This window comes from Enterococcus sp. AMC2644, from assembly GCF_058216475.1.
The window spans coordinates 1,299,743-1,319,625 of the sequence record NZ_CM177095.1; the positions used below are offsets into that span (position 1 = coordinate 1,299,743).

General features: G+C 36.3%; 19 protein-coding genes. 9 read left to right on the plus strand and 10 right to left on the minus strand.

The features are described 5' to 3' along the window. Window positions 1-15: 15 nt before the first annotated feature. Both AC4BC5_RS06365 and AC4BC5_RS06370 read right to left on the minus strand, forming a co-directional pair. Complete coding sequence (locus tag AC4BC5_RS06365) at window positions 16-714, minus strand: DUF4811 domain-containing protein (RefSeq protein WP_490497276.1); 699 nt, start codon at window positions 712-714, stop codon at window positions 16-18. Beyond that, window positions 711-2,189 (minus strand): MDR family MFS transporter, encoded by a 1,479-nt coding sequence (locus AC4BC5_RS06370; protein ID WP_490497277.1) that lies wholly within the window; start codon window positions 2,187-2,189, stop codon window positions 711-713. Before AC4BC5_RS06370 ends, AC4BC5_RS06365 begins: the two co-directional genes overlap by 4 nt. Window positions 2,190-2,320: 131 nt before the next feature. Between AC4BC5_RS06370 and AC4BC5_RS06375 the strand changes: the two genes are divergently transcribed. After that, complete coding sequence (locus AC4BC5_RS06375; protein ID WP_490497278.1) at window positions 2,321-2,809, plus strand: MerR family transcriptional regulator; 489 nt, start codon at window positions 2,321-2,323, stop codon at window positions 2,807-2,809. A gap of 4 nt (window positions 2,810-2,813) precedes the next feature. Here the strand turns inward: AC4BC5_RS06375 and AC4BC5_RS06380 are convergent, their stop codons facing one another. The 4 genes from AC4BC5_RS06380 to AC4BC5_RS06395 all read right to left on the minus strand — a co-directional run bounded on the left by AC4BC5_RS06380 (window position 2,814) and on the right by AC4BC5_RS06395 (window position 7,448). Then, window positions 2,814-3,674 carry a formylglycine-generating enzyme family protein gene (locus tag AC4BC5_RS06380; RefSeq protein ID WP_490497279.1) on the minus strand — a complete coding sequence of 287 codons (861 nt, stop codon included), beginning with the start codon at window positions 3,672-3,674 and terminating at the stop codon, window positions 2,814-2,816. After that, window positions 3,671-5,167, minus strand: coding sequence for a sulfatase family protein (locus tag AC4BC5_RS06385; RefSeq protein ID WP_490497280.1), 1,497 nt, complete (start codon window positions 5,165-5,167; stop codon window positions 3,671-3,673). Before AC4BC5_RS06385 ends, AC4BC5_RS06380 begins: the two co-directional genes overlap by 4 nt. A 141-nt stretch (window positions 5,168-5,308) precedes the next feature. After that, a complete protein-coding gene (locus AC4BC5_RS06390; protein WP_490497281.1) occupies window positions 5,309-6,511 on the minus strand; it encodes an NAD(P)/FAD-dependent oxidoreductase in 1,203 nt (400 codons plus the stop codon). A 34-nt stretch (window positions 6,512-6,545) separates the two neighbouring features. Next, window positions 6,546-7,448 carry a prenyltransferase gene (locus tag AC4BC5_RS06395; protein WP_490497282.1) on the minus strand — a complete coding sequence of 301 codons (903 nt, stop codon included), beginning with the start codon at window positions 7,446-7,448 and terminating at the stop codon, window positions 6,546-6,548. A 98-nt stretch (window positions 7,449-7,546) separates the two neighbouring features. Here AC4BC5_RS06395 and AC4BC5_RS06400 point away from each other — a divergent pair, with 98 nt between their 5' ends. From AC4BC5_RS06400 to AC4BC5_RS06420, 5 genes are all read left to right on the plus strand, one after another. Next, window positions 7,547-8,527, plus strand: a complete 981-nt coding sequence (locus tag AC4BC5_RS06400; protein ID WP_490497283.1) for a polyprenyl synthetase family protein — start codon at window positions 7,547-7,549, stop codon at window positions 8,525-8,527. 562 nt (window positions 8,528-9,089) lie between these two features. Continuing rightward, window positions 9,090-9,830, plus strand: coding sequence for a LytR/AlgR family response regulator transcription factor (locus AC4BC5_RS06405; protein ID WP_490497284.1), 741 nt, complete (start codon window positions 9,090-9,092; stop codon window positions 9,828-9,830). Between the two features lie 139 nt (window positions 9,831-9,969). After that, the gene (locus AC4BC5_RS06410; RefSeq protein WP_490497285.1) at window positions 9,970-11,262 is read left to right on the plus strand and encodes a GHKL domain-containing protein; all 1,293 of its coding nucleotides are present in this window, start codon (window positions 9,970-9,972) and stop codon (window positions 11,260-11,262) included. Window positions 11,263-11,381: 119 nt separating this feature from the next. Further along, window positions 11,382-11,594, plus strand: a complete 213-nt coding sequence (locus AC4BC5_RS06415) for a hypothetical protein (RefSeq protein WP_490497286.1) — start codon at window positions 11,382-11,384, stop codon at window positions 11,592-11,594. Continuing rightward, entirely contained in the window at window positions 11,591-11,752 is a 162-nt protein-coding gene (locus AC4BC5_RS06420; RefSeq protein WP_490497287.1) for a hypothetical protein, read from the plus strand. Before AC4BC5_RS06415 ends, AC4BC5_RS06420 begins: the two co-directional genes overlap by 4 nt. A gap of 47 nt (window positions 11,753-11,799) precedes the next feature. Here AC4BC5_RS06420 and lrgB read toward each other — a convergent pair whose 3' ends face one another. The 4 genes from lrgB to AC4BC5_RS06440 all read right to left on the minus strand — a co-directional run bounded on the left by lrgB (window position 11,800) and on the right by AC4BC5_RS06440 (window position 15,540). Next, complete coding sequence (gene lrgB, locus AC4BC5_RS06425; RefSeq protein ID WP_490497288.1) at window positions 11,800-12,483, minus strand: antiholin-like protein LrgB; 684 nt, start codon at window positions 12,481-12,483, stop codon at window positions 11,800-11,802. After that, window positions 12,480-12,905: an antiholin-like murein hydrolase modulator LrgA gene (gene lrgA / locus AC4BC5_RS06430; RefSeq protein ID WP_490497289.1), complete on the minus strand. Its 426-nt coding sequence runs from the start codon at window positions 12,903-12,905 to the stop codon at window positions 12,480-12,482. Before lrgA ends, lrgB begins: the two co-directional genes overlap by 4 nt. A gap of 162 nt (window positions 12,906-13,067) precedes the next feature. After that, window positions 13,068-13,784, minus strand: a complete 717-nt coding sequence (locus AC4BC5_RS06435; protein WP_490497290.1) for a LytR/AlgR family response regulator transcription factor — start codon at window positions 13,782-13,784, stop codon at window positions 13,068-13,070. A 7-nt stretch (window positions 13,785-13,791) separates the two neighbouring features. Beyond that, window positions 13,792-15,540 carry a LytS/YhcK type 5TM receptor domain-containing protein gene (locus tag AC4BC5_RS06440; protein WP_490497292.1) on the minus strand — a complete coding sequence of 583 codons (1,749 nt, stop codon included), beginning with the start codon at window positions 15,538-15,540 and terminating at the stop codon, window positions 13,792-13,794. A gap of 160 nt (window positions 15,541-15,700) precedes the next feature. Here AC4BC5_RS06440 and AC4BC5_RS06445 point away from each other — a divergent pair, with 160 nt between their 5' ends. From AC4BC5_RS06445 to AC4BC5_RS06455, 3 genes are read left to right on the plus strand one after another with little or no spacing between them, the layout of a single operon-like run. Further along, on the plus strand, window positions 15,701-16,768 hold the full coding sequence (locus AC4BC5_RS06445) for a dipeptide epimerase (protein WP_490497293.1): 1,068 nt from the start codon (window positions 15,701-15,703) through the stop codon (window positions 16,766-16,768). Between the two features lie 25 nt (window positions 16,769-16,793). Further along, the gene (locus AC4BC5_RS06450) at window positions 16,794-18,209 is read left to right on the plus strand and encodes a transglutaminase-like domain-containing protein (protein ID WP_490497294.1); all 1,416 of its coding nucleotides are present in this window, start codon (window positions 16,794-16,796) and stop codon (window positions 18,207-18,209) included. A gap of 13 nt (window positions 18,210-18,222) precedes the next feature. Further along, complete coding sequence (locus AC4BC5_RS06455) at window positions 18,223-19,866, plus strand: peptide ABC transporter substrate-binding protein (protein WP_490497295.1); 1,644 nt, start codon at window positions 18,223-18,225, stop codon at window positions 19,864-19,866. Window positions 19,867-19,883 lie beyond the last annotated feature (17 nt).

A 19,883-nucleotide genomic window follows, 5' to 3' on the forward strand; every position in this document is an offset into this window, starting at 1 on the left:
TTTGGGGGTCGTTTTTTATTTCACTTCATTTAACAAATCTTGCATCATTTTTGCTTGAATTTCAGCAGTCCATTGATCAATCATTGTTTGTTGTTTCGTTTCATCAGCTGCCAACGATGGATCTTTTTGAATAGCTGCCATCATTTTTGCTTGGATCTCTTTTTGGGCATCTTCTTTAAAAGAAGCTTGGCGTTCTTTAGCTAATTCACCAAATTTTTTCATTTGGTCAACACTTAACACTTCCCAATTTTCAGGTATATTAAAAGTATTTGCTGCTTTGATAAACTCATGATTGTTATTAACAATTCCGAAGAATAATTGATACAAATCATTTTTATATTCCCAATAGCTTGTTTCTGTGACTAATTCTGGTGGTGTACCTTCAGTTACAGTATTAGTCACATAATCCGTATCTGTTGGTTTCGGTTCTTTGGTGTCAGGTGTTTGATACAAGTAGACTTTTTCAGAACCGTCTCCTAAGGGTTGGTAAAGTAATACGTCTAATCCATCAGCACTAGAAACAAGTTCAATTGATTGCGTTTCTGAAACTTTTTTCATTCCAAAATGACTCACAAAGTTTGCAGTGATCAACAGTAATGACAAAATAAAAATGCCACCACAGACGATACCCACACTGGTTTGCCAAGTTTTTTTCGCAAGTACGAAGGTAAACGCAAAACCGACCACACTTAAAAGTAGAATGAAGATAATCATGCGTTAACCTCCTTTGCTTCAACCTCGATTGGTTGCTTGCTATCTTTAATGAAGAACGCTACCACAACACCAATTAAACCAAAGACAATTGCAACCATAAATGCTGCATGGTAACCAGATAATGTTGCATTCAATGCTTGTTCTTTATAAGCAAGCGGTGTTTTGTCTAACATCGCTTCTTCTGGTAAATTCGCAGTCGTTACATTTGTTAAGACACTGATTAAAACAGCTGTTCCAATTGAACTAGCCACTTGTCGGAAGGTATTATTTACAGCTGTCCCATGACTAATTAAGTTCATTGGTAAAGCATTCATTCCTGATGTGGTTACTGGCATCATAACCATTGAAATCCCAAACATCCGAATAGCATATAATACCATAATGTACATAATTGGTGTTGAGGCTGTTAGAAAGGCAAACGGTGCAGTTGCCGCAGTTAAAATAATCATCCCTACAATTGCTAAACGACGTGCCCCATATTTGTCAAAAATTGCACCGGTTACTGGCATCATAACCCCCATAACTAATGCACCAGGTAATAACATTAACCCAGAATGGAAGGCCGTTTCACCATGAATATTTTGAATATATAATGGTACAACCATCTCCGCACCAATCATCGCCATATTAGTCACGCCTGATAGAATCGCAGCGATTGTAAAAATGGGTGATTTAAAGACACGTAATTCCAAGAATGGCTCCGGCAAGCGTAATTGTCTCCAAACAAATAAGCCGATTACGGCAATCCCCACTCCAATAAATCCTAAGACTTCTAGGCTATCCCAGCCTTTGTTCCCAACACTTGAAAAACCATACAGCAAGGCACCAAAACCGATACTTGATAACAAAGCAGATAAGATATCAATACTTGGATTAGACAATGGAATCACACTACGCATTAGGAAGAAAGCCAAAATTAAAACAATTACAGCTATCGGCAAAATCATTCCAAATAATTCACGCCAAGAATAATGATCAATAATCCAGCCTGACAATGTCGGACCTAAAGCTGGTGCTAAACCAATAACAACACCCGACATTCCCATCGCTGCTCCACGTTTTTCTGGTGGAAAAATAGATAACATAATATTTTGTAACAAAGGCATTGAAAGACCTACACCACTGGCTTGAATCAAACGCCCTACTAATAATGTCGCAAAGTTTGGCGCCATAAAACATGCCAAAGTCCCTAAGAGAAAGACTGTCATTGCGAATAAATACAAGCTTCGAGAGCTAAATTTATTGATTAACCATGCACTAATTGGAATCATAATTCCATTTACTAATAAGAATCCCGTTGTTAGCCACTGAACATCTGATGCCGTAATATCAAATGCTTTCATTAACGCTGGAAAAGCAGTAGTCAATAATGTTTGGTTTAATACTGTACAAAATGTCCCAATCAATAAAATTGCAACTAATAATGTACGATTATAAGGTTTTCCGTAAATATCTAAAGGTTGTTTGCTGCTCATTTGTTCATCTCCCTTTTTCTTGTTCAGCATTGCATACTTTATTCCTTTTTTTAAACTTTGTCAACTAACTTGACACGTGTGTAATTAAAAGTACAATGAAGGAAGAAACTCTATGGAAATGAGGAAAAAAAATGAAACCTTCTCTAGTAAAACAATTATTAGATAGTGATGATTTATTGATAGGCATTAGTGAGTTAAGCGAAATGAGTGGTACGTCACCAAGGCAACTACGCTATTGGGAAGAAAAAGGTTGGATTACTTCAGTTACTGATAAAAATCATACTGCCCGTCGTTATCGATTGCCTACTGTCGTAAAAGTTGAATTAATCAAATATTATTTAGAAGAAGGTTTTACATTAAAAAAAGCGGTAGAAAAAGCCGATGAGCGAATCAAAAAAGTCCACCATATTCGCAAAGTATTATCTAAATCATTACGTGACATCGAAATTATTGATGATTGTTTTACCGTCTTTTCGATGAGCCCTTTTGAACCACAGCAAGAACGTTTAGTAATTTTACATGACGGAACCAATGACACCTTGCATTATCGCCTATTTTCCTCAGACCAGACAGTTAATTATGAACAATTATGTGAAGAATTAAAACAAACCGATGAATAATTGTTCATCGGTTTGTTACATCTCGCACACAACGAAAGCTCATGTTGTTACTTGCAGACATTCCTGTATTCCCATTTCTAGCAGCAATTCGGTATCTTTTACAATACGAAGCATGGCATAAAAATGATCCCCCACGTATACCGTATGCTTCATCATCTATTTGCTGATATTCTTGCCAAAATTCAGCTCCATTAGTTGTCTGGAACTCTGTCAATGCTATTTTTTGAGGATTTACACACCATTCCCAAACATTTCCAATCATTTGATAAAGTCCATAGCCGTTTGGTTCAAATGTTTGAACAGGAGCAGTGGCTAAAAATCCATCTGCTTGTGTATTTTCACGAGGAAACTTTCCTTGCCAGATATTACAATGATGTTGATTATTAGCTAGGAATTCTTCTCCCCAAGGATAGCGTTCAAAAGTTGTTCCGCCTTTAGCTGCAATTTCCCACTCAGCTTCTGTCGGCAAGCGTTTATTCGCCCATTGGCAATAAGCAATCGCATCGTTTCGCGATACTTGGACAACTGGATGATCGAACCGATTGATAAGCGTTGTTTCTGGTCCTTCAGGATGTCGCCAATTTGCCCCACTAACTGCAAACCAATTCGAATTTTGAATAATCGCCCGTTGCTTGTCTTTTTCAGAAACAAAATAACTGAAAACTGATGACCAGCCAAACCGCTCTGAATCAGTTACATAACCTGTTTCTGCCACAAATTTCGCAAACTCTTCATTTGTGACCGTCGTTTCATCCATCCAAAAATCAGACATTTGTATCAGTGTTTGAGGACCTTCTCGATCTTGTAAATAGCCATCTGGTTGATTGGTCCCAATCCAATATTCTCCACCAGAAATCAGTTTCATCGATGAACACCTCGCATACGCAATGCTTGATATTCAAAAATCAAGTTATCATTATTGTCTATCATCCAATCGTTGAGGGCTTGTCGCATCTCTTGTAACGTTTCGTGATAAGCTTCTTGCTCAATTTTATTATCCATTTCGTATGGATCACTTGCTAAATCATATAATTCATCAACATCCCCACAATTAAACACATATTTGATGTCTTTTTTACGAATCATACGTTGTGAAAATAAGATACTACCAATTCCTGAACATTCTGTCACAACAGTCTCTGGCCAAACAAGGCTAGCATTTTCCATTAACGGACGCATCGATTGACCATCACGTTCTCGTTGTTCTTCAGACACACCCGCATAGTCTAAAATGGTCGAATAGATATCACAACTCGTAACAAACTCCGTCAACTCCTGACGAGTTTGTGATTTTGCTGGTTTAATAAACAAAGGAATGCTTACGGTTTCGTCATACATAAATATCGCTTTATCACAAAGTCCATCATGAATACCTAAAGACTCACCATGATCAGCGCTAAAAATAATGACAGTATTATCGTATAATTCGTTTTCTTTTAAATAGCGAATAACTTCACCAATTTGATAGTCGATATGCGATACCCCTGCAAAATAATGTTTAACAACAGGTTCAATTTCTGCCCAGGTGGTAAAATCACCACGTTTAACATCGTGAATGCGCGGTTTCAATGCGCCTTTGTCATCGAAATTTTGCCACGCAGGAATTTCTAGCTCTTTGTATGGTTCCAAAAATTCTTGAGGGACAAAATAGGGTTCGTGTGGTCCCCAAAAGTTCAGTTGGAAATACCACGGTGCTTGCTCTTTTTGAAATTCAGATAAAATCATCTTCGTGCGATGAACTAAAAAACTTTCGATAGTCGTTTCTACCCCAGTAGTTACAACACCTGCTTGATGTTGTTGATAAAACCCATTGATAATGTGTTCAATTTTAAAATCTAGGTTATTTTCTGCCAAATACTCTTGAAATTGAGGGTAGTAGTGACCACCAAATCCGTGTCCCGGAAAATCATCACCTGTATAACCAACTGTGGTTGGTAACGCATCATTTCGCAAACCAAATTCTGCAAATTGAATATCCCCCATATATTTTTGAATATATGCATCTTTTTGTACATTGTCGACACCTGAACCTAGATGCCATTTGCCAGTATAGCCTATTTGATAGCCCATTTTTTCCAATTGACGACTCAACAATTCAGGAGTATCTGCTAGTTCTTGTACCATATTGCCATAGTTATAAGAATTTGTTAGCATCCCGTGGTGCATAGGATACAAGCCGGTTTGTAGCGATGCCCTAGCAGGGGTGCAAATGGGACACGTTGTATAAGCATTCTCAAAAACATAGGACTCTTCACTTAATTCGTCTAAATTAGGGGTTGTACATGGCAGGTTCCCATATGTCGACAAAGTATCCTTCCGTTGCTGATCTGTTAAAATAAATAATATATTGGGTTTCATCCTTTTTCCTCCTTATACAGTAACCGCTTTCTATTTATTATCCAGTGTGCTAAGAAATTAAACAACCATTTTACACTATGTATCTTTTGCATAGAAAAACTGCCAAACAGAAATTCTGTTTGGCAGTTTAATTTTTTCGGCTTAATGATATAAGTCGAAACGGCCTTTCGCCATTACTTCTTTCACACCGCCTGTTTCAAGCAATGATTTATTCATAATCATTTTTTTAATAAATGAAGCTGGGTAACCTTTAACGCCAGTTTTTCCAACCATACCAAATGCATGCGTGTTACCGATTGAAGCGACAGAACCTGCAGATTTGAAAACAAATCCTGGTAGAGTTTGTCCTTTTGAGCGGCTAAGAATATGCTTCGCTGTGTATTCACCCATTTTTAAAGCAATTTGTGCAGTTGTTGGGTAAGGCCGATTTGATTCCTTATCCATAACAGCAGCAACGTCCCCAATGATGTAAATATCATCATGGTCTGGTGCTGTTAAGTTATCGCTAACCATTACACGACCACGACGTTCTTCAAAACCAGATTCACCCATAACAAAGCTGCCACTCACACCTGTTGTCCAGATAATTGTCGCTGCTTCTAATTCTTTTTCAGTGTCGCCATTTGCATACACAACATGCTCTGGTTTGATTCCTTTAATTGCGCAACCTGTCATTAGATGAACATTCCATTTGTCTAAATGTTTCAAGCAATAGTTTGTCAATTCATCATTAAACATTGGTAAAATTGTTGGTGCTGCTTCCACGCAATAAACTTCGATTTCATCGGGAGTTACACCAGCAATTTTTGCGTATTCTTTTTTCGCTTCAACAAGAGAACCAACTAATTCGATACCTGTAAATCCAGCACCACAAACAACTAGTTTCAAATATTTTTTATCTTTTGTTTCTTTATATTTTGCCATTGCATTTTTAATGTGTTCATAAATTTTTACTGCTGATTCGATGTTAACCATTTCCAATGCATTTTCTTCTGCACCTGAAATACCGAACGTTTCTGAACGGAATCCCAAACCAATAATTAAATAATCGTAATGTAAAGCTTTGTTATTTTTCAACTCAACTTCTTTTTTATCTGCGTTAATTTTTAGCACTTCATCTTGAATAAATGTAGTTACTTTAGGATTAACAACATCTTTAATGTCATAAGTAATTTTTTCTTTTGGTTGTGTACCTGCAGCAACTTCGTGTAAATCGGTTGCTTCATAATGGTAAGCATTACGATCCACTAATGTAATGTGAAATGCTCCTGCTGCTTTCTTTTGTAATTCATATAAAGCTCGTAACCCAGCGTACCCAGCGCCTAAAATCGCTACTTCCTTCATAACTTTTCCACTTCTTTCTTTTCAATATTATTTATTATATAAGGATACCTAACAAGTAGGTGATTACTTGTGCTACTGAACCTACAGCGAGAATTCGCACGGCACAAATAAATGTTTCCCGTTTTACCTGTTTGTTTCTAAAAAGAGTTAGCTGTTTCCAAATAAATGGCGCAACTAAAAATGTTAATAATACCGTAACTGGTGCAAGACTTAGCACTACGGATAAGATGATTCCTAGAAGAGCTAGGATGTTCATACCTACAAATAAATTGATTGAACGTTGTTTTCCTAAGTAATGAACTAAGGTGTAACGTTCATTTTTTTCATCTTCCTCTTTATCACAAATGTTGTTTGCAAGCATTAAGTTCGCAATCCACATTGTATTAGGCAACGCAATTATAAAGATACTGAATATTTCAGAAAAATTCCAATGAAATGTTTCGAAAGTATTCAGATACACACAAATAAATGAAATCATGATGCCCATAGTCGATCCAGAGAAAAATTCTCCAAGCGGTAGACTCGATAATGGTCTAGGTCCAGAAGAATAAAAAATACCGACTAAGTAACAATACAATCCCATCCATAATAATGGCCAGCCCACAATAGCTGCTAGCGCAATCCCTAAGACTGCTGAAATAATAATCATGCTCGTCATTAACCAAAACACTAAACGTAGCGATAAATTTTCACGCCCAATAATATTCGTTTTTTGTTTGTAATCATGTCCTTCTGTTGCATGGTGATAGTCGTTATAATTATCTAAAATATCTACTGCCATATTGAAAATAAACATTGCAACAAAATAAACGAGGACATAACCAAGATGCAGCGTACCATAATGATACCAACTATAACAAAGTCCGATCAAAAACGGTAGGACGCTGGCAGTTTTTGCTTTCATCTCAACGAGCTCTAAAAAAACAGATAGTGACATCAGACACCCCTTTCTAAATTTGGACAGCATTACATTGCCTTTTTGAACGAAAATAAGTTAAAATAGAACTACTATCTAACATCGAAAGGGTTATAAACATGCTATCTTACTGGAACGATTATCCCACTATTCAAAATAAACTCCAAATCGTTTGCTCACTAATAGAGAAACAAATGAGAGTTCGTAATAAAGATATTCAAGAAACGCTGATTGATTTTTCACAAGCTGGCGGAAAATATTTGCGACCAGCTTTCTTTTTGTTATTCGCTTCCTTGGGAGACCCTGAAAAACAAGACGAAGAGCAATTAATTAAAATCGCAGCTTCTATTGAAATACTTCACATGGCAACACTGATTCATGATGACATCATTGATGATTCTCCATTGCGCAGAGGGACACAAACTGTCCAATCACGCTATGGTAAAGATATTGCCGTTTATACAGGCGACTTATTATTTACAGAGTTCTTTAAGTTAACTATTGAGACGATGAATGGTTCGAAATTTTTAGCCATCAATGCCCGTTCAATGCATCGTTTATTATTAGGTGAGCTCGATCAAATGCACACACGTTATAATAAAAAAGAAACTATTCGTGACTATTTACGCAGTGTCAATGGTAAAACCGCTGAATTATTTTGGTTAGCTTGTGCACAAGGCGCACATTTCGGTCATGCTGAAGCTTATGTGCAACGTATCGCTGGTCGAATTGGACGAAATATCGGAATTGCTTTTCAAGTGTATGACGATATTTTAGACTATACTGCCGATGAAGAAACCCTTAAAAAACCAATTTTAGAAGATTTAGTACAAGGTGTGTACACCTTACCTTTGCTTTTAGCAAAAGCGAAACAACCAGAGATCTTCTTACCTTATTTAGAAAAGGAAGACAAAATTACACCTGAAGAATCCCAAGAAGTAGCAGACTTAGTTGTAAAATACAATGGTGTCGAAATGGCAAAAGAGATTGCTCGTCGTTACACGCAAAAAGCACTGGTTGATATTGAAACCTTACCAGAGGGTGAAGCCAAAGAAATGTTGCAATTATTAACAACACAATTATTACTACGTAACTATTAATGAGCTGGTAGAACAAAATAAAAGACGCTTATCACATCAAAAAGCGATAAGCGTTTTTTTCATTCTAGCTCGAAAAAAATCACTCCAGTAACAGAATAAACTCGCGCATGCAGGTCCAATCACTGCCCATCATTTCTGATCGGTATCAAAAAGAAGACACTCCCACCTAAAAAATCTAATAATCGGCACCCCTTCTCACAATAAGCGTAACGACCCATTCTTAAAGTTTTTTTATCCTATAGTGAAAAGTATTTTCTAACAAAAAACTGCTTGACCAGACATCCTGTTCGCTGTCTGATTAAGCAGTTTCTGATTCTATACCACGTTAGTTTAACAAATTTTTATTGCTTATAACCAAAAATGTCCTAAACGTAGCGAATTCATGCCTGAACGTCATAATTTCTATTATTTTTGCTAGAAATAGACTTAAATAACACTATCTTTAAAGAAAATCTATAGAGCGATAAACTTTTCATAGTTTTTTTCATATTTTACCTTTATTACTCATAAATCATGATATAATTTTGGGAAATTAATTCACTTGAATCATCGGAGGAAAAAAATGATTAACGTATTTATTTGTGAAGACAATTTAATTCAGCGAACAAGATTAGAAACAATCATTAATAATTTCCTTTTAATGGAAGATATAGATATGAACTTAACATTAAGCACAGCCGATCCAGAAGAATTATTAGACTATTTGCACCAAAATCCCCAGACGCAAAGCATTTTCTTTTTGGATATTGACTTAAATCATACACTAGATGGTATTCAATTAGGGGCGCAGATTCGCGATTTATGTATTGACAGTAAGATTGTGTTTATTACCACACATGGCGAGTTAGCTCCCCTAACTTTTAAATACAAAGTTGAAGCAATGGATTATATTGTCAAAGATGATCCTGAAGAACTAGCTTCTCGAATAAAAGACGCACTGAATCAAGCAAAAAAACATTATTTAGCTGAACATAAAAAAGATGACACACACATTCGTTTGCGAGTTGGTAGTCAAATCCGCTTATTTGAACTAGCAGACATTATGTTTATTGAAACATCGCCAGGTTCCCACAAGCTGGTATTACATTTAACCAATAGTTTAGTTGAGTTTTATGGTACGATTACCGAAGTTGAAAAATTAGCGCCAGAATTTGTAAGAGTCCATAAGTCATTTGTTGCAAATCAAAAAAATATCATACAAGTCGATACCAAAAATCGATGTTTAACGTTTAAAAATGGCGAAACTTGTTGGGCATCTTTTCGGAAACTGAGTCAGTTAAGTAGAACATTAACCGAAACATAAGCTACTTTAAGCGTAAGCTCATTGACTAAAAACATGATTCCATTCCTTTTGAATCATGTTTTTATTGTTGCTGTATAAACTATTTAAAAATCATGCTATAATTTCGTAGCCATTCGTTTCATATTGGAGGTAGATTTCAATGTTCTATTTATTGATTGCTTCAAATGTCATTCAAATTTTTTTCAACTTTCTTATTTTAGATAAACTTCCTGTTTTAAAAAAATATAACCTGTTCTTAGCGAGTATTATCTTAATAATTTCATACAACTTGAGTATTTATATTTCACCTATAGACACACTGGTTTTGTTTGTCCTGTTGTTCTCCCTATCCTATATGAATAACCGGGCACAACTATTTGGAAATATATTATTTCATTTTGCACTAGCATATCTTTTAGCTTTTGTTTTTAACTATCTCTTCACCGATATCGTTGTCAAAATTATCTTAAGTGGAAACAACTTATTGATGTTTCTTTGGTTTTGGTTTGCTTTAACGCTCAATAGCTCTCTGGCATTTCTTATTCGTCGTTTCTTACTACCCAAACTTACAAATAAGCTGAGTGTCTTCAGCGGATACCTGCTGTTTATAGTGGTTTTTAGTTATCAGTTATATAAGCTAAGTGAATATATCCGAATAAGTCCAACTGACTTTAAGCTAGAAACACTCTTACGTATTTTCAATATTTTTATTGTTTTGCTAGTTATCAGTGGCATTATCAGTATTGTCATGCTCAAACGTCATCAAAAATTAGCTTTGGAAACACAGAAAAAAGAGCTTGAATATCAAGCTATGCAACTTTATACAATAGAATTAAATAAGCAATACCAAGAAATTCGAAAATTTCGTCATGATTATATTAACATTTTATCATCGATGGAAAGCTATATGGAACTTGATCAGATGTCTGAATTAAAAAGTTATTACCATCAATATATTCAACCAACTCGGGCCATCTTTTCAGAACACTTTACTAAGTTAAATGACCTACAGAAAATTGAAGATCCTGCTATTCGAAGTATTTTTATGACAAAGTTATTGTTAGCCCAAGAAAAAAGTATCTCTGTTCAATTAGAAATTAGCGAGACAGTCCAGTTACCAACCTCTGTTGATCCGGTTATCCTTGTAAGAATATTTGGAATCTTATTAGATAATGCGATTGAAGAACTCATTGACTTGAACAAAGGCGATCTAGAAATTGCGATTTTTACTTTGGAACAAGAGACTATATTTATTATTCAAAATAGAACACGAGCAAACATTGAACCTTTGTACCAGCTTAAAACAAATGGTGTCTCAACAAAAGGCAATCATCGTGGACTTGGGTTAAGTACAGTAGATAATTTAATTCGACAAGTTCCTAGCCTTTTATTAGAATCAACAATTGACAATCAGTTATTTACACAAAAGTTGACGATTTTAACACATAGATAGGATAAATTTGTACGTTCATTTGACGTTCAGGACAAAATAATTAACGTTTACGACATTTTTCGTTTTTACTATTCAATTTATAGTACAATCAGCTAAAAATAGATAAGGAGCTGAACTAAATGAAAAAAATCATTGTTGCGGCACTCATGTTTTGTATTATTAGTGGTAGTCAAATAGCACATGCGGAGGAAGTTGATTCTGCAGATGCTGTAACAACTTTTGCAATTCTTACACCTTACGACTTTAAAAATTATCCACCTTCAACGTATAATGGTCAAAAACTAATAAAAGTAGAAAGATTTAAAAGTGGTTACCGAGGTTGGTATCAATGATTCGTACAGTTCTTTCTGTACTCCTAACTCTCTTGATTGTAATGACTGTCTTTCATCCGTTTAATCCCCATGTACAAATATTAATTATGATTGGTATTGCTCTATTTGTGACGCTTCTCATGTTTAAAATGGCTGCTATGGAAGAAAATGATAACTAAAAAAACCAGCTGATTTCTATGAATTACAAAAGAAATCAGCTGATTTTTTATATCCCAATCAAGGTCGCAAATACTGGGACTACAATAACAGTAATTACGCCAACAACGACAACCGAAATACTTGCCATCGCTGCTTCGGTCTCACCCATTTCTAAACCTACTGCTACACCAAGAGCGTGACCTGCTGCACCTAAGGCTAAGCCTTTGGCAACGGGATGTTTGATACGGAACCATTTTAGTGCCATCCGGCCTAATGCGTAAGTTAATACGCCATTAAAGATAACTGTAAAAGCTGTAATTGACGCAACGCCACCAACTGATTCAGAGATTGGAACGGCAATGGCTGTTGTTGCCGCTTGGGGTAGAATTGAAGCAATAATGCTTGGATTCATTTGAATTAATTTTCCTGCAAGTACTACGGCAATCAATGAACCAAATGAACCAATTGTCAAAGCCGTTAAAATTTCAATCCAATATTTTTTTAACACATCTCTCTTTTTATACAAAGGAATCGCAAATGCAACGGTTGCAGGTTCTAAAAAGAAGCTAATAAATTTACCGCCTTCATTATACTGTTCATAGCTAATACCTGTGACCTTCAAGACCAGTACACCTAAAATCATCGCCACAAATAATGGCGTAAATAAGAAAAATCCTTTGCTTTTTTTAAATGCCCAGCTACCAATCCCAAATACAACAAATGAAATGATAATACCTACATATGGACTCATAATGATACCCCTCCTTTGTGCTCGACTGGAACGCGTTTTTCTGTTTTTTCAGTAGCGCGATTATCTTTAATGTGTAACAAGAAAGCGCCTGTCCAACCTGTAGAAGCTAAAAGTGCTAAAGTTGCGACAAGAATGACAAACAGAATTTGAAAACCGTATTGTTGCATAATATCTAAGGAATTAATCAATGAAATTCCTGACGGTACGAATAAGAAGGTAATTACTCTTGATAACGAATTACTCAATTCTTCCACCTGTTCTAATTTGATAACTTTGGTGCATAAACCGACAAAAAGTAAAATCATTCCAATCACTGATGCAGGTACTGGAATCGGCATGACCTTGGTTAAACCGTTGGCAATTAACATAATGAGTGCAAAAATAAACGCTTGTTGTAAAAATGAATATACTTTCTTTTCCATGAATTCCATCTCCTCTTGTTTTCTACACATTTAGTATAGAATGAAAACGAATTTTTGTGAGAAGAATTTCACGAGTTGCCCTAAATCTAACATGAAATGCAAAAATAACAACATCACTTACACAAAAAACAGATCTACCTAGACAGTAGACCTGTTTTTTTACTACGCTAAACCGACTTGTTCCCGAAAAGTTTTTACATAGGAACGACTAACCGGGACACGAGAACCATTTTCTAAGATAACTTGTAGTGTGTGATTAAACCATGGCTGAATCTCTTGAATTTTAGTCCGGTTCAAAATAAAGCTACGATGCGTTTTTAAGAATAATTCAGACGGTAGTTTCTGTTCAATTTTGCTTAGTGTTCCGGTCATTTGATAGACTTGATCTTTGGTTTCAATATTCAGTTGTCGTTCTTCAACCGAAACTAAATAAATATCTTCAGGAGCAACTAAATAAATGCGATCTTCTCCTTGGATCGGAATAGCTTCAAACTTGGATGTCACAGCCGCTTGCTTTGGTGTTAGTTCTTTAATCGCTTTATCTAACGCTTGATGAATTTTATTTTCTTCAAACGGCTTTAATAGATAGTCTTTGGCATTTACTTGAAAAGCTTGTAAAGCATAGGCATCATAAGCAGTCGCAAAGATTAAATAAGGCGCTTTTTTCAGATGCGTTAATCTCTCCGCCAAATCAAACCCACTTTCATCGGTTAAATGAATATCTAAGAAGATAATATCGGGTTTTTGATCCATCATTTCTTCCATGGCTTCTTCAACCGATTCAGCTTCTGCCGTGGATGTAATTTTTGGATGCTGCATCACCAAATAGCCTAATTCTTCGCGTGCTAACGGTTCATCATCCACAATTAATACATGCATTTATTTTTCACCTCAAGTCTTTAATTGGAATTGCCAAACGAGCATGGCTTCCGCCAGTTGGTCGATTTTCAATTTGGAATTTTCCATCACCACCATATAGATTTTCAATACGCCGTGATAGATTTTCCAATGCAGTCCCCGTTCCTTTTTCAGATTTCACGGGTTCTCTGCCTAATAATACACGCCTATCTTCAGGAATACCAATGCCATTATCCCAGACATCAATAATCAAATTGGTCGCAATTTTACGAACAACCACCTTTACATGATTATTTGTTTTTCGGTTGCCAAACGCATGTCGAATCGTATTTTCTACGAGCACTTGAATGGCATATGGAGGGACATAATAATCTTCTGTCCCCGTTTCAATGTCAAACTCGACTTGATAACGGTCTGGAAAACGGGCTTGCTCCAAAGATAAATACGCGCTCACTTGATCGAGTTCTTGTTCTAAAGGAATCGTGGTTTGCACAGCTCCTTGTAAATTACCTCTAAAATAAGTGCTTAACTGTAATAACAAGCGCCGGGCATTTTCACTATCTTTGCGCATCAATGCAGAAATCGTATTAATGGCATTAAAGAAGAAGTGTGGATTGACTTGTGCTTGTAAGCTTTTAATCTCCGCTTCTTTTAATAATTTCGATTGCAGTTCGGCTTCTCCAAGTTCGATTTGTGAAGAAAAGATGGTTCCTAAACCTTCTGCTAATTGCTCTTCGACATGTGTCAAATGTGTTGGGTCAGTAAAATACATTTTCAATGTGCCAACAATTTTTTGATGAGACAACAATGGAATCACAATGGCTGCTTGTAGCGGACAATCTGGGTGTGAACAACCAACTTCTGCTTTGGAATGGGCAATTGTCATCTTCCCCGTCTGTAACACTTCTTTGGATAATTCAGTAATCACTTCCAGTTCAGGAATATGATGGTCATCACCTGCGCCAACATGTGCCAAAATTTGATGACTATCCGTCATACTAATCGCACTAACTTTCGTGTAATGTTGAATGATACGGGCAACTTTTTGACAAGAATGCTCATTAAGCCCTTCACGAAAATAGGGTAATGTTTCCGCAGCTAATTCTAAAACGTCATGCGTTTGTACCGCTTTTGCTTGTTCTTCTTGTTTTAATGTCGTAGTTAAAATAGATAGAAAAATAAAGGTTCCCACACTGTTTAATAAAATCATCGGTAACGCAATTAAACGAACCAACATCACTCCATCCATAAAACTGCCGCTAAAAAATAAAATAAAGAGCATTTGAATGACTTCCATGATAATCCCAATAAATGCTGCTTGCGTTGCTTTAGGAAACTGATAGTCTTTCGTTAGTCGCTTCCCAAGAACGCCTGATAAAATACCGACAAGTAATGATGCTGGAATATAAAATAAACCGGAACCCGCACCTTGAATAACACGATGAACACCTGCAATTAATCCCACTGCGCCACCAACAAATGGGCCACCTATTAAACCAGAAACGCCAATGACTAAAGTTCTTGTATTAGCAATTGACGCATCATTACTAAGATAGGTTAAAACATTACTCGGGATAATCTGATTGGCAGTAATTTCAATCCCTGTAAAATTAGAAATAATGGCAAAAACTCCAAAAATAAGTACCAACCGAATTTTTGAATGGATGGTTTCTCTACTTAATAAAATCTTTTTAAAATAAGAAACATTGACCAATAAAAAAGCCAATAAAATAATTAACCCCACACGTTCCATCATTAAAATAAACAATTCAAACATTCTCATCGCTCCTCTTTCCCTATACTATCATTTAAACAAGAATATTTAAAATCAATAAATAGGATAAAAATCTTTTCTGAAAAATTGACAAAATTTTCTGTCAATTTAACAAATGTATGTTATACTCTTAGTTATTCTTTTGATACAAGGAGGAGTCAACATGAAAATTGTTAGTATTGACTTCCAAACACAATCCACTGCGTTGAAAAAACCTTTTACGATTGCCTTAGGAACGATTACTCAAGCAGACAATATTTTTGTCAAGATTACTACCGATGATGGCATCATCGGTATTGGTGAAGCAGTCCCCGAAACCTTCGTCACCGGTGAAACACTAAAAAGTTGCAAAGCAGCCTTAGAATTACTGACGCAAAAATTAATTGGAAAAAATCCCTTAAATATTGCGAAAATTCATGAAATTATGGATCGAGCAATTCTTGGCAATGGTGCTGCAAAAGCAGCCATTGATATCGCTTGTTACGATATTTTAGGAAAAGCAGCAAACTTACCATTGCATAAATTGTTAGGTGGCCATAGTGATTTCGTGCGCACTGATATGACAATTAGCATTGATACACCTGCTGTGATGGCAGCAGAAGCCAAAAAATATGTCCATTTAGGATTTGAAGCAATCAAAATTAAAGTGGGCGTTGACCCAATTGAAGATGTAGAACGTATTGTCGCTATTCGAAAAGCAGTAGGACCAGATGTTCAACTGCGAGTGGATGCGAATCAAGGATGGACACCCAAAGAAGCGCTGCGTGCGATTGAACGAATTAGCTCATATAATATCGCCTTTATCGAACAACCTGTTGCAGCTAAAAATATTGATGGTTTAAAATTTGTGCGCGACCATGTAACCGATAACATTATGTCCGATGAAAGTGCCTTTATCCCACAAGATGCTTTGGCCTTAGTCAAAAAGGAGGCTATTGATTACGTTAATATCAAGCTTATGAAGTGTGGAGGCCTTTATCCCGCCCTAAAAATTATTGCTATCTGCGAAAGTGCTGGTATCGCATGTATGATTGGTTGTATGAGCGGGGAATCAAATATTAGCATAGCAGCAGCTGCTCACTTGGCAGCAGCACAACCTAACATCCGTTTTGCCGACTTAGATGCAACTTTCTCATTGAATCAGTTGCGTTATCCAGGTGTCGTAGGTACAACACCGGTGCCATTGATTGATTTAAGTGAATGTTCCGCTGGTCTAGGTATTCAATTGTAATAAATCATTTAGGAGGTTTTTTTTTATGGAATCATTTGAATTAAACGAAATATCTTATCTGTCTACTCCGATTCCAGAAGATATTCAACGTGCGAAAGATTATGGCGATACAACATTAGCCAAAAAGTTAATCGAACATAAACTTGCAAAAAAACAAACAAGCGCAACACTAAAACGTCGTCTAGAGGGTGAATTGGCCATTCTATCCGTATTAGAAGCCAACCAATTCCCATTTGATGAACAAGAAGCCGTGCGCTTAATGGCGGATGCCTTTGAAAATTTCAAGCCACAGGAATTAGAAGATATCGTCATTTCTTGTGATGTGGAATGGATTTATCAAAATGGACAAAAATATTACCATCGCCGTTTTATCGAAAACTTGGTTAAAACACGACGAGACTACTATGAGCGCTATCGTTATGAAGAAGGAAACACCATTGATAACGAGCGACAAACCGAATTAGATGATAATGTGCGCTTGATGAAACAAACAAAAAAACGAACAGCACGAATTCGTTTGAAACAATCGATTGCTCCCAAAGAAAAGTTAAGTAAAGCAGAAGCACCTTTTTTAGCACACCTTCCTTTACCACGTCATAACGGCACGATTCATCATACAAAAATCATTGAAACACAGGGCGAGATGCTTCATGTCGATGATGAAACTGCTATCCAACGTACCATTGCTTTTCAAACCGATAATCCCGAACAATTATACTTTGAAGTGATTCATGAATATGAAATTGAAGCAGCGTACCATGATTTATTTTCTTTAATGGACGATCAATCATTTCCAAAAGAACTATCTGAAAATGAGAAATTGCAATACAAAGAAGCGTTACAAGAAAAAAGTCCTCATATCATGTTTACTGATTTCTTGAAAACTTTATTATCAGAAATTACTACTGAAGAAATGACACTTGTAGAAAAAGCTTTTAAAATTTATGAGTTTGTCACTACACAAGTGAATTATTCGTTTATGCGTGAATACTACACCATTCCTAATATCAGTGAGTTTTGTGCAGTAAATCAAAAAGGTGATTGTGGCGTCCAAGCAATTTTATTCATTACATTGAGCCGCATGGCGGGAATTCCGGCCAAATGGGAGTCTGGCTTATATGTTTCGGAATATACGCAAGGCTGTCACGATTGGGCAAAATTCTACTTACCAACAGTTGGTTGGGTCTATGCAGATGCATCATTTGGTGGTAGTGCCTATCGCGGAGACAACGAAGCTCGCTGGAAATATTACTTTGGTAACTTAGATATTTTCCGCATGCCTGCTAATGATGACATTCAGGCGAGTTTTACAATTAATAAAAAACAATTACGTGGCGATCCAATTGATAATCAACGCGGCGAATTTGAAAGCAACCAACGTGGTTTTCGCTATGATGCCCTTGATTGGGAAATGTCTTTAGTCGCTTTCGAATTACTATAAGGAGGAAACAACAATGAAAAAAAAGGCAATTTGGTTATTTGCTAGTTTGCTGATGGTCGGCTCACTAGCAGCCTGTACAACAGGCAAACAAACAGATGACTCAAAAGAAGCAGCTGGGGAAGAAAAAGTAGTCAACTTAATGGAAGCAAATGAAATTGCTTCGATGAATACATTAGTCACCCAAGACACTGGGAGTATTAATGCCCAAGTTCATGTTTTTGAAGGGCTGTATCAAATCAATGATCAAAATGAGGTTGTTCCGGCAGTTGCCAAAGAACTTCCTGAAATTTCAGAAGATGGCAAAACGTATACCATTCAATTACGTGATGATGCAAAATGGAGTAATGGTGAAGATGTTACTGCGAATGATTTTGTCTATGCATGGCAACGTTTGGCTGATCCAGCAAACCAAGCAAACTACCTATTCTTACTAGAAGGAACTATTTTAAATGGGACACAAATCATTAATGATGGCACGTCTCCAACAGAATTAGGTGTTGAAGCCGTCAATGACAAAGAATTAAAAGTCCAATTGGAAAAACCTGTACCCTATTTTACATCATTATTAACGTTCCCTGCCTTTTTCCCTCAAAATCAAGCATTTGTTGAAAAACAAGGGAAAGAATACGGTAACTCAAGTGAACAAATTCTATCAAACGGCGCTTTTAATATTGAAAACTGGGACCAATCATCAATGAAATGGGATCTTGTAAAAAATCCTGAATATTACGATGCTGACAAAGTAAAAATTGAAAACATTCACGTAGATGTCGTTAAAGAAGCAGTAACCGCCTTTAACTTGTTTGAAGATGGACAACTAGACATGGCAGAAGTGTTCGGTGAATATGTAAAACAAAATCAAGACAATCCATTGATGCATGCCGCACCAATGTCTCGTGTTTATTATTTCAAAATGAATCAAATAATCGATGGGAAGGAGACTATTTTTGCCAATAGTGATGTTCGTAAGGCATTGGCTTATGCTCTTGATAAAGAGTCATTAATTAATGACGTATTGGCAGATGGTTCTGTTGCAAGTTACGGATACATTCCCAAAGGATTCGTTTACAATCCAGAAACAGGTAAAGATTTTCGCGAAGACGCTGGCAACTTAATGGAAACCGATAAAGACAAAGCTTTGGAACATTGGGAAGCAGCTAAAAAATCAATCGGTGACACTATCAAAATTGAAATGTTAACTTCTGATACAGATGCTGAAAAAAAAGTTGCTGAGTTTATTCAGTTCCAATTAGAAGATGCCTTACCAGGATTAAAGGTTGAAATCAAAGCGGTACCACTAAACAACTCAATTGAACTAACACGTAACAGTGAATATGAATTAGCAATTGGTCGTTGGGGACCAGACTATCAAGATCCAATGACATACCTAGAAAGCTTAAGTTCACCGAACAATACCAACTATGACAGTAAAGAATACAACGACTTGTTAGCTAAGATTGAAAATGATTATGCCAATGACTTAAACGTGCGTTGGGATGCAATGATTGAAGCTGAAAAAATTCTAGTCGAAAAAGACACGGCTATTGTGCCATTGTATCAACAATCACGGGCTCTATTGATTAATGAACACTTAAGCGGTATTTACTACCCAAGTTTTGGTGCATCAACTATTTTCAAATACGCTGAGTATAAATAAAAGAAGATAGAAAGAAC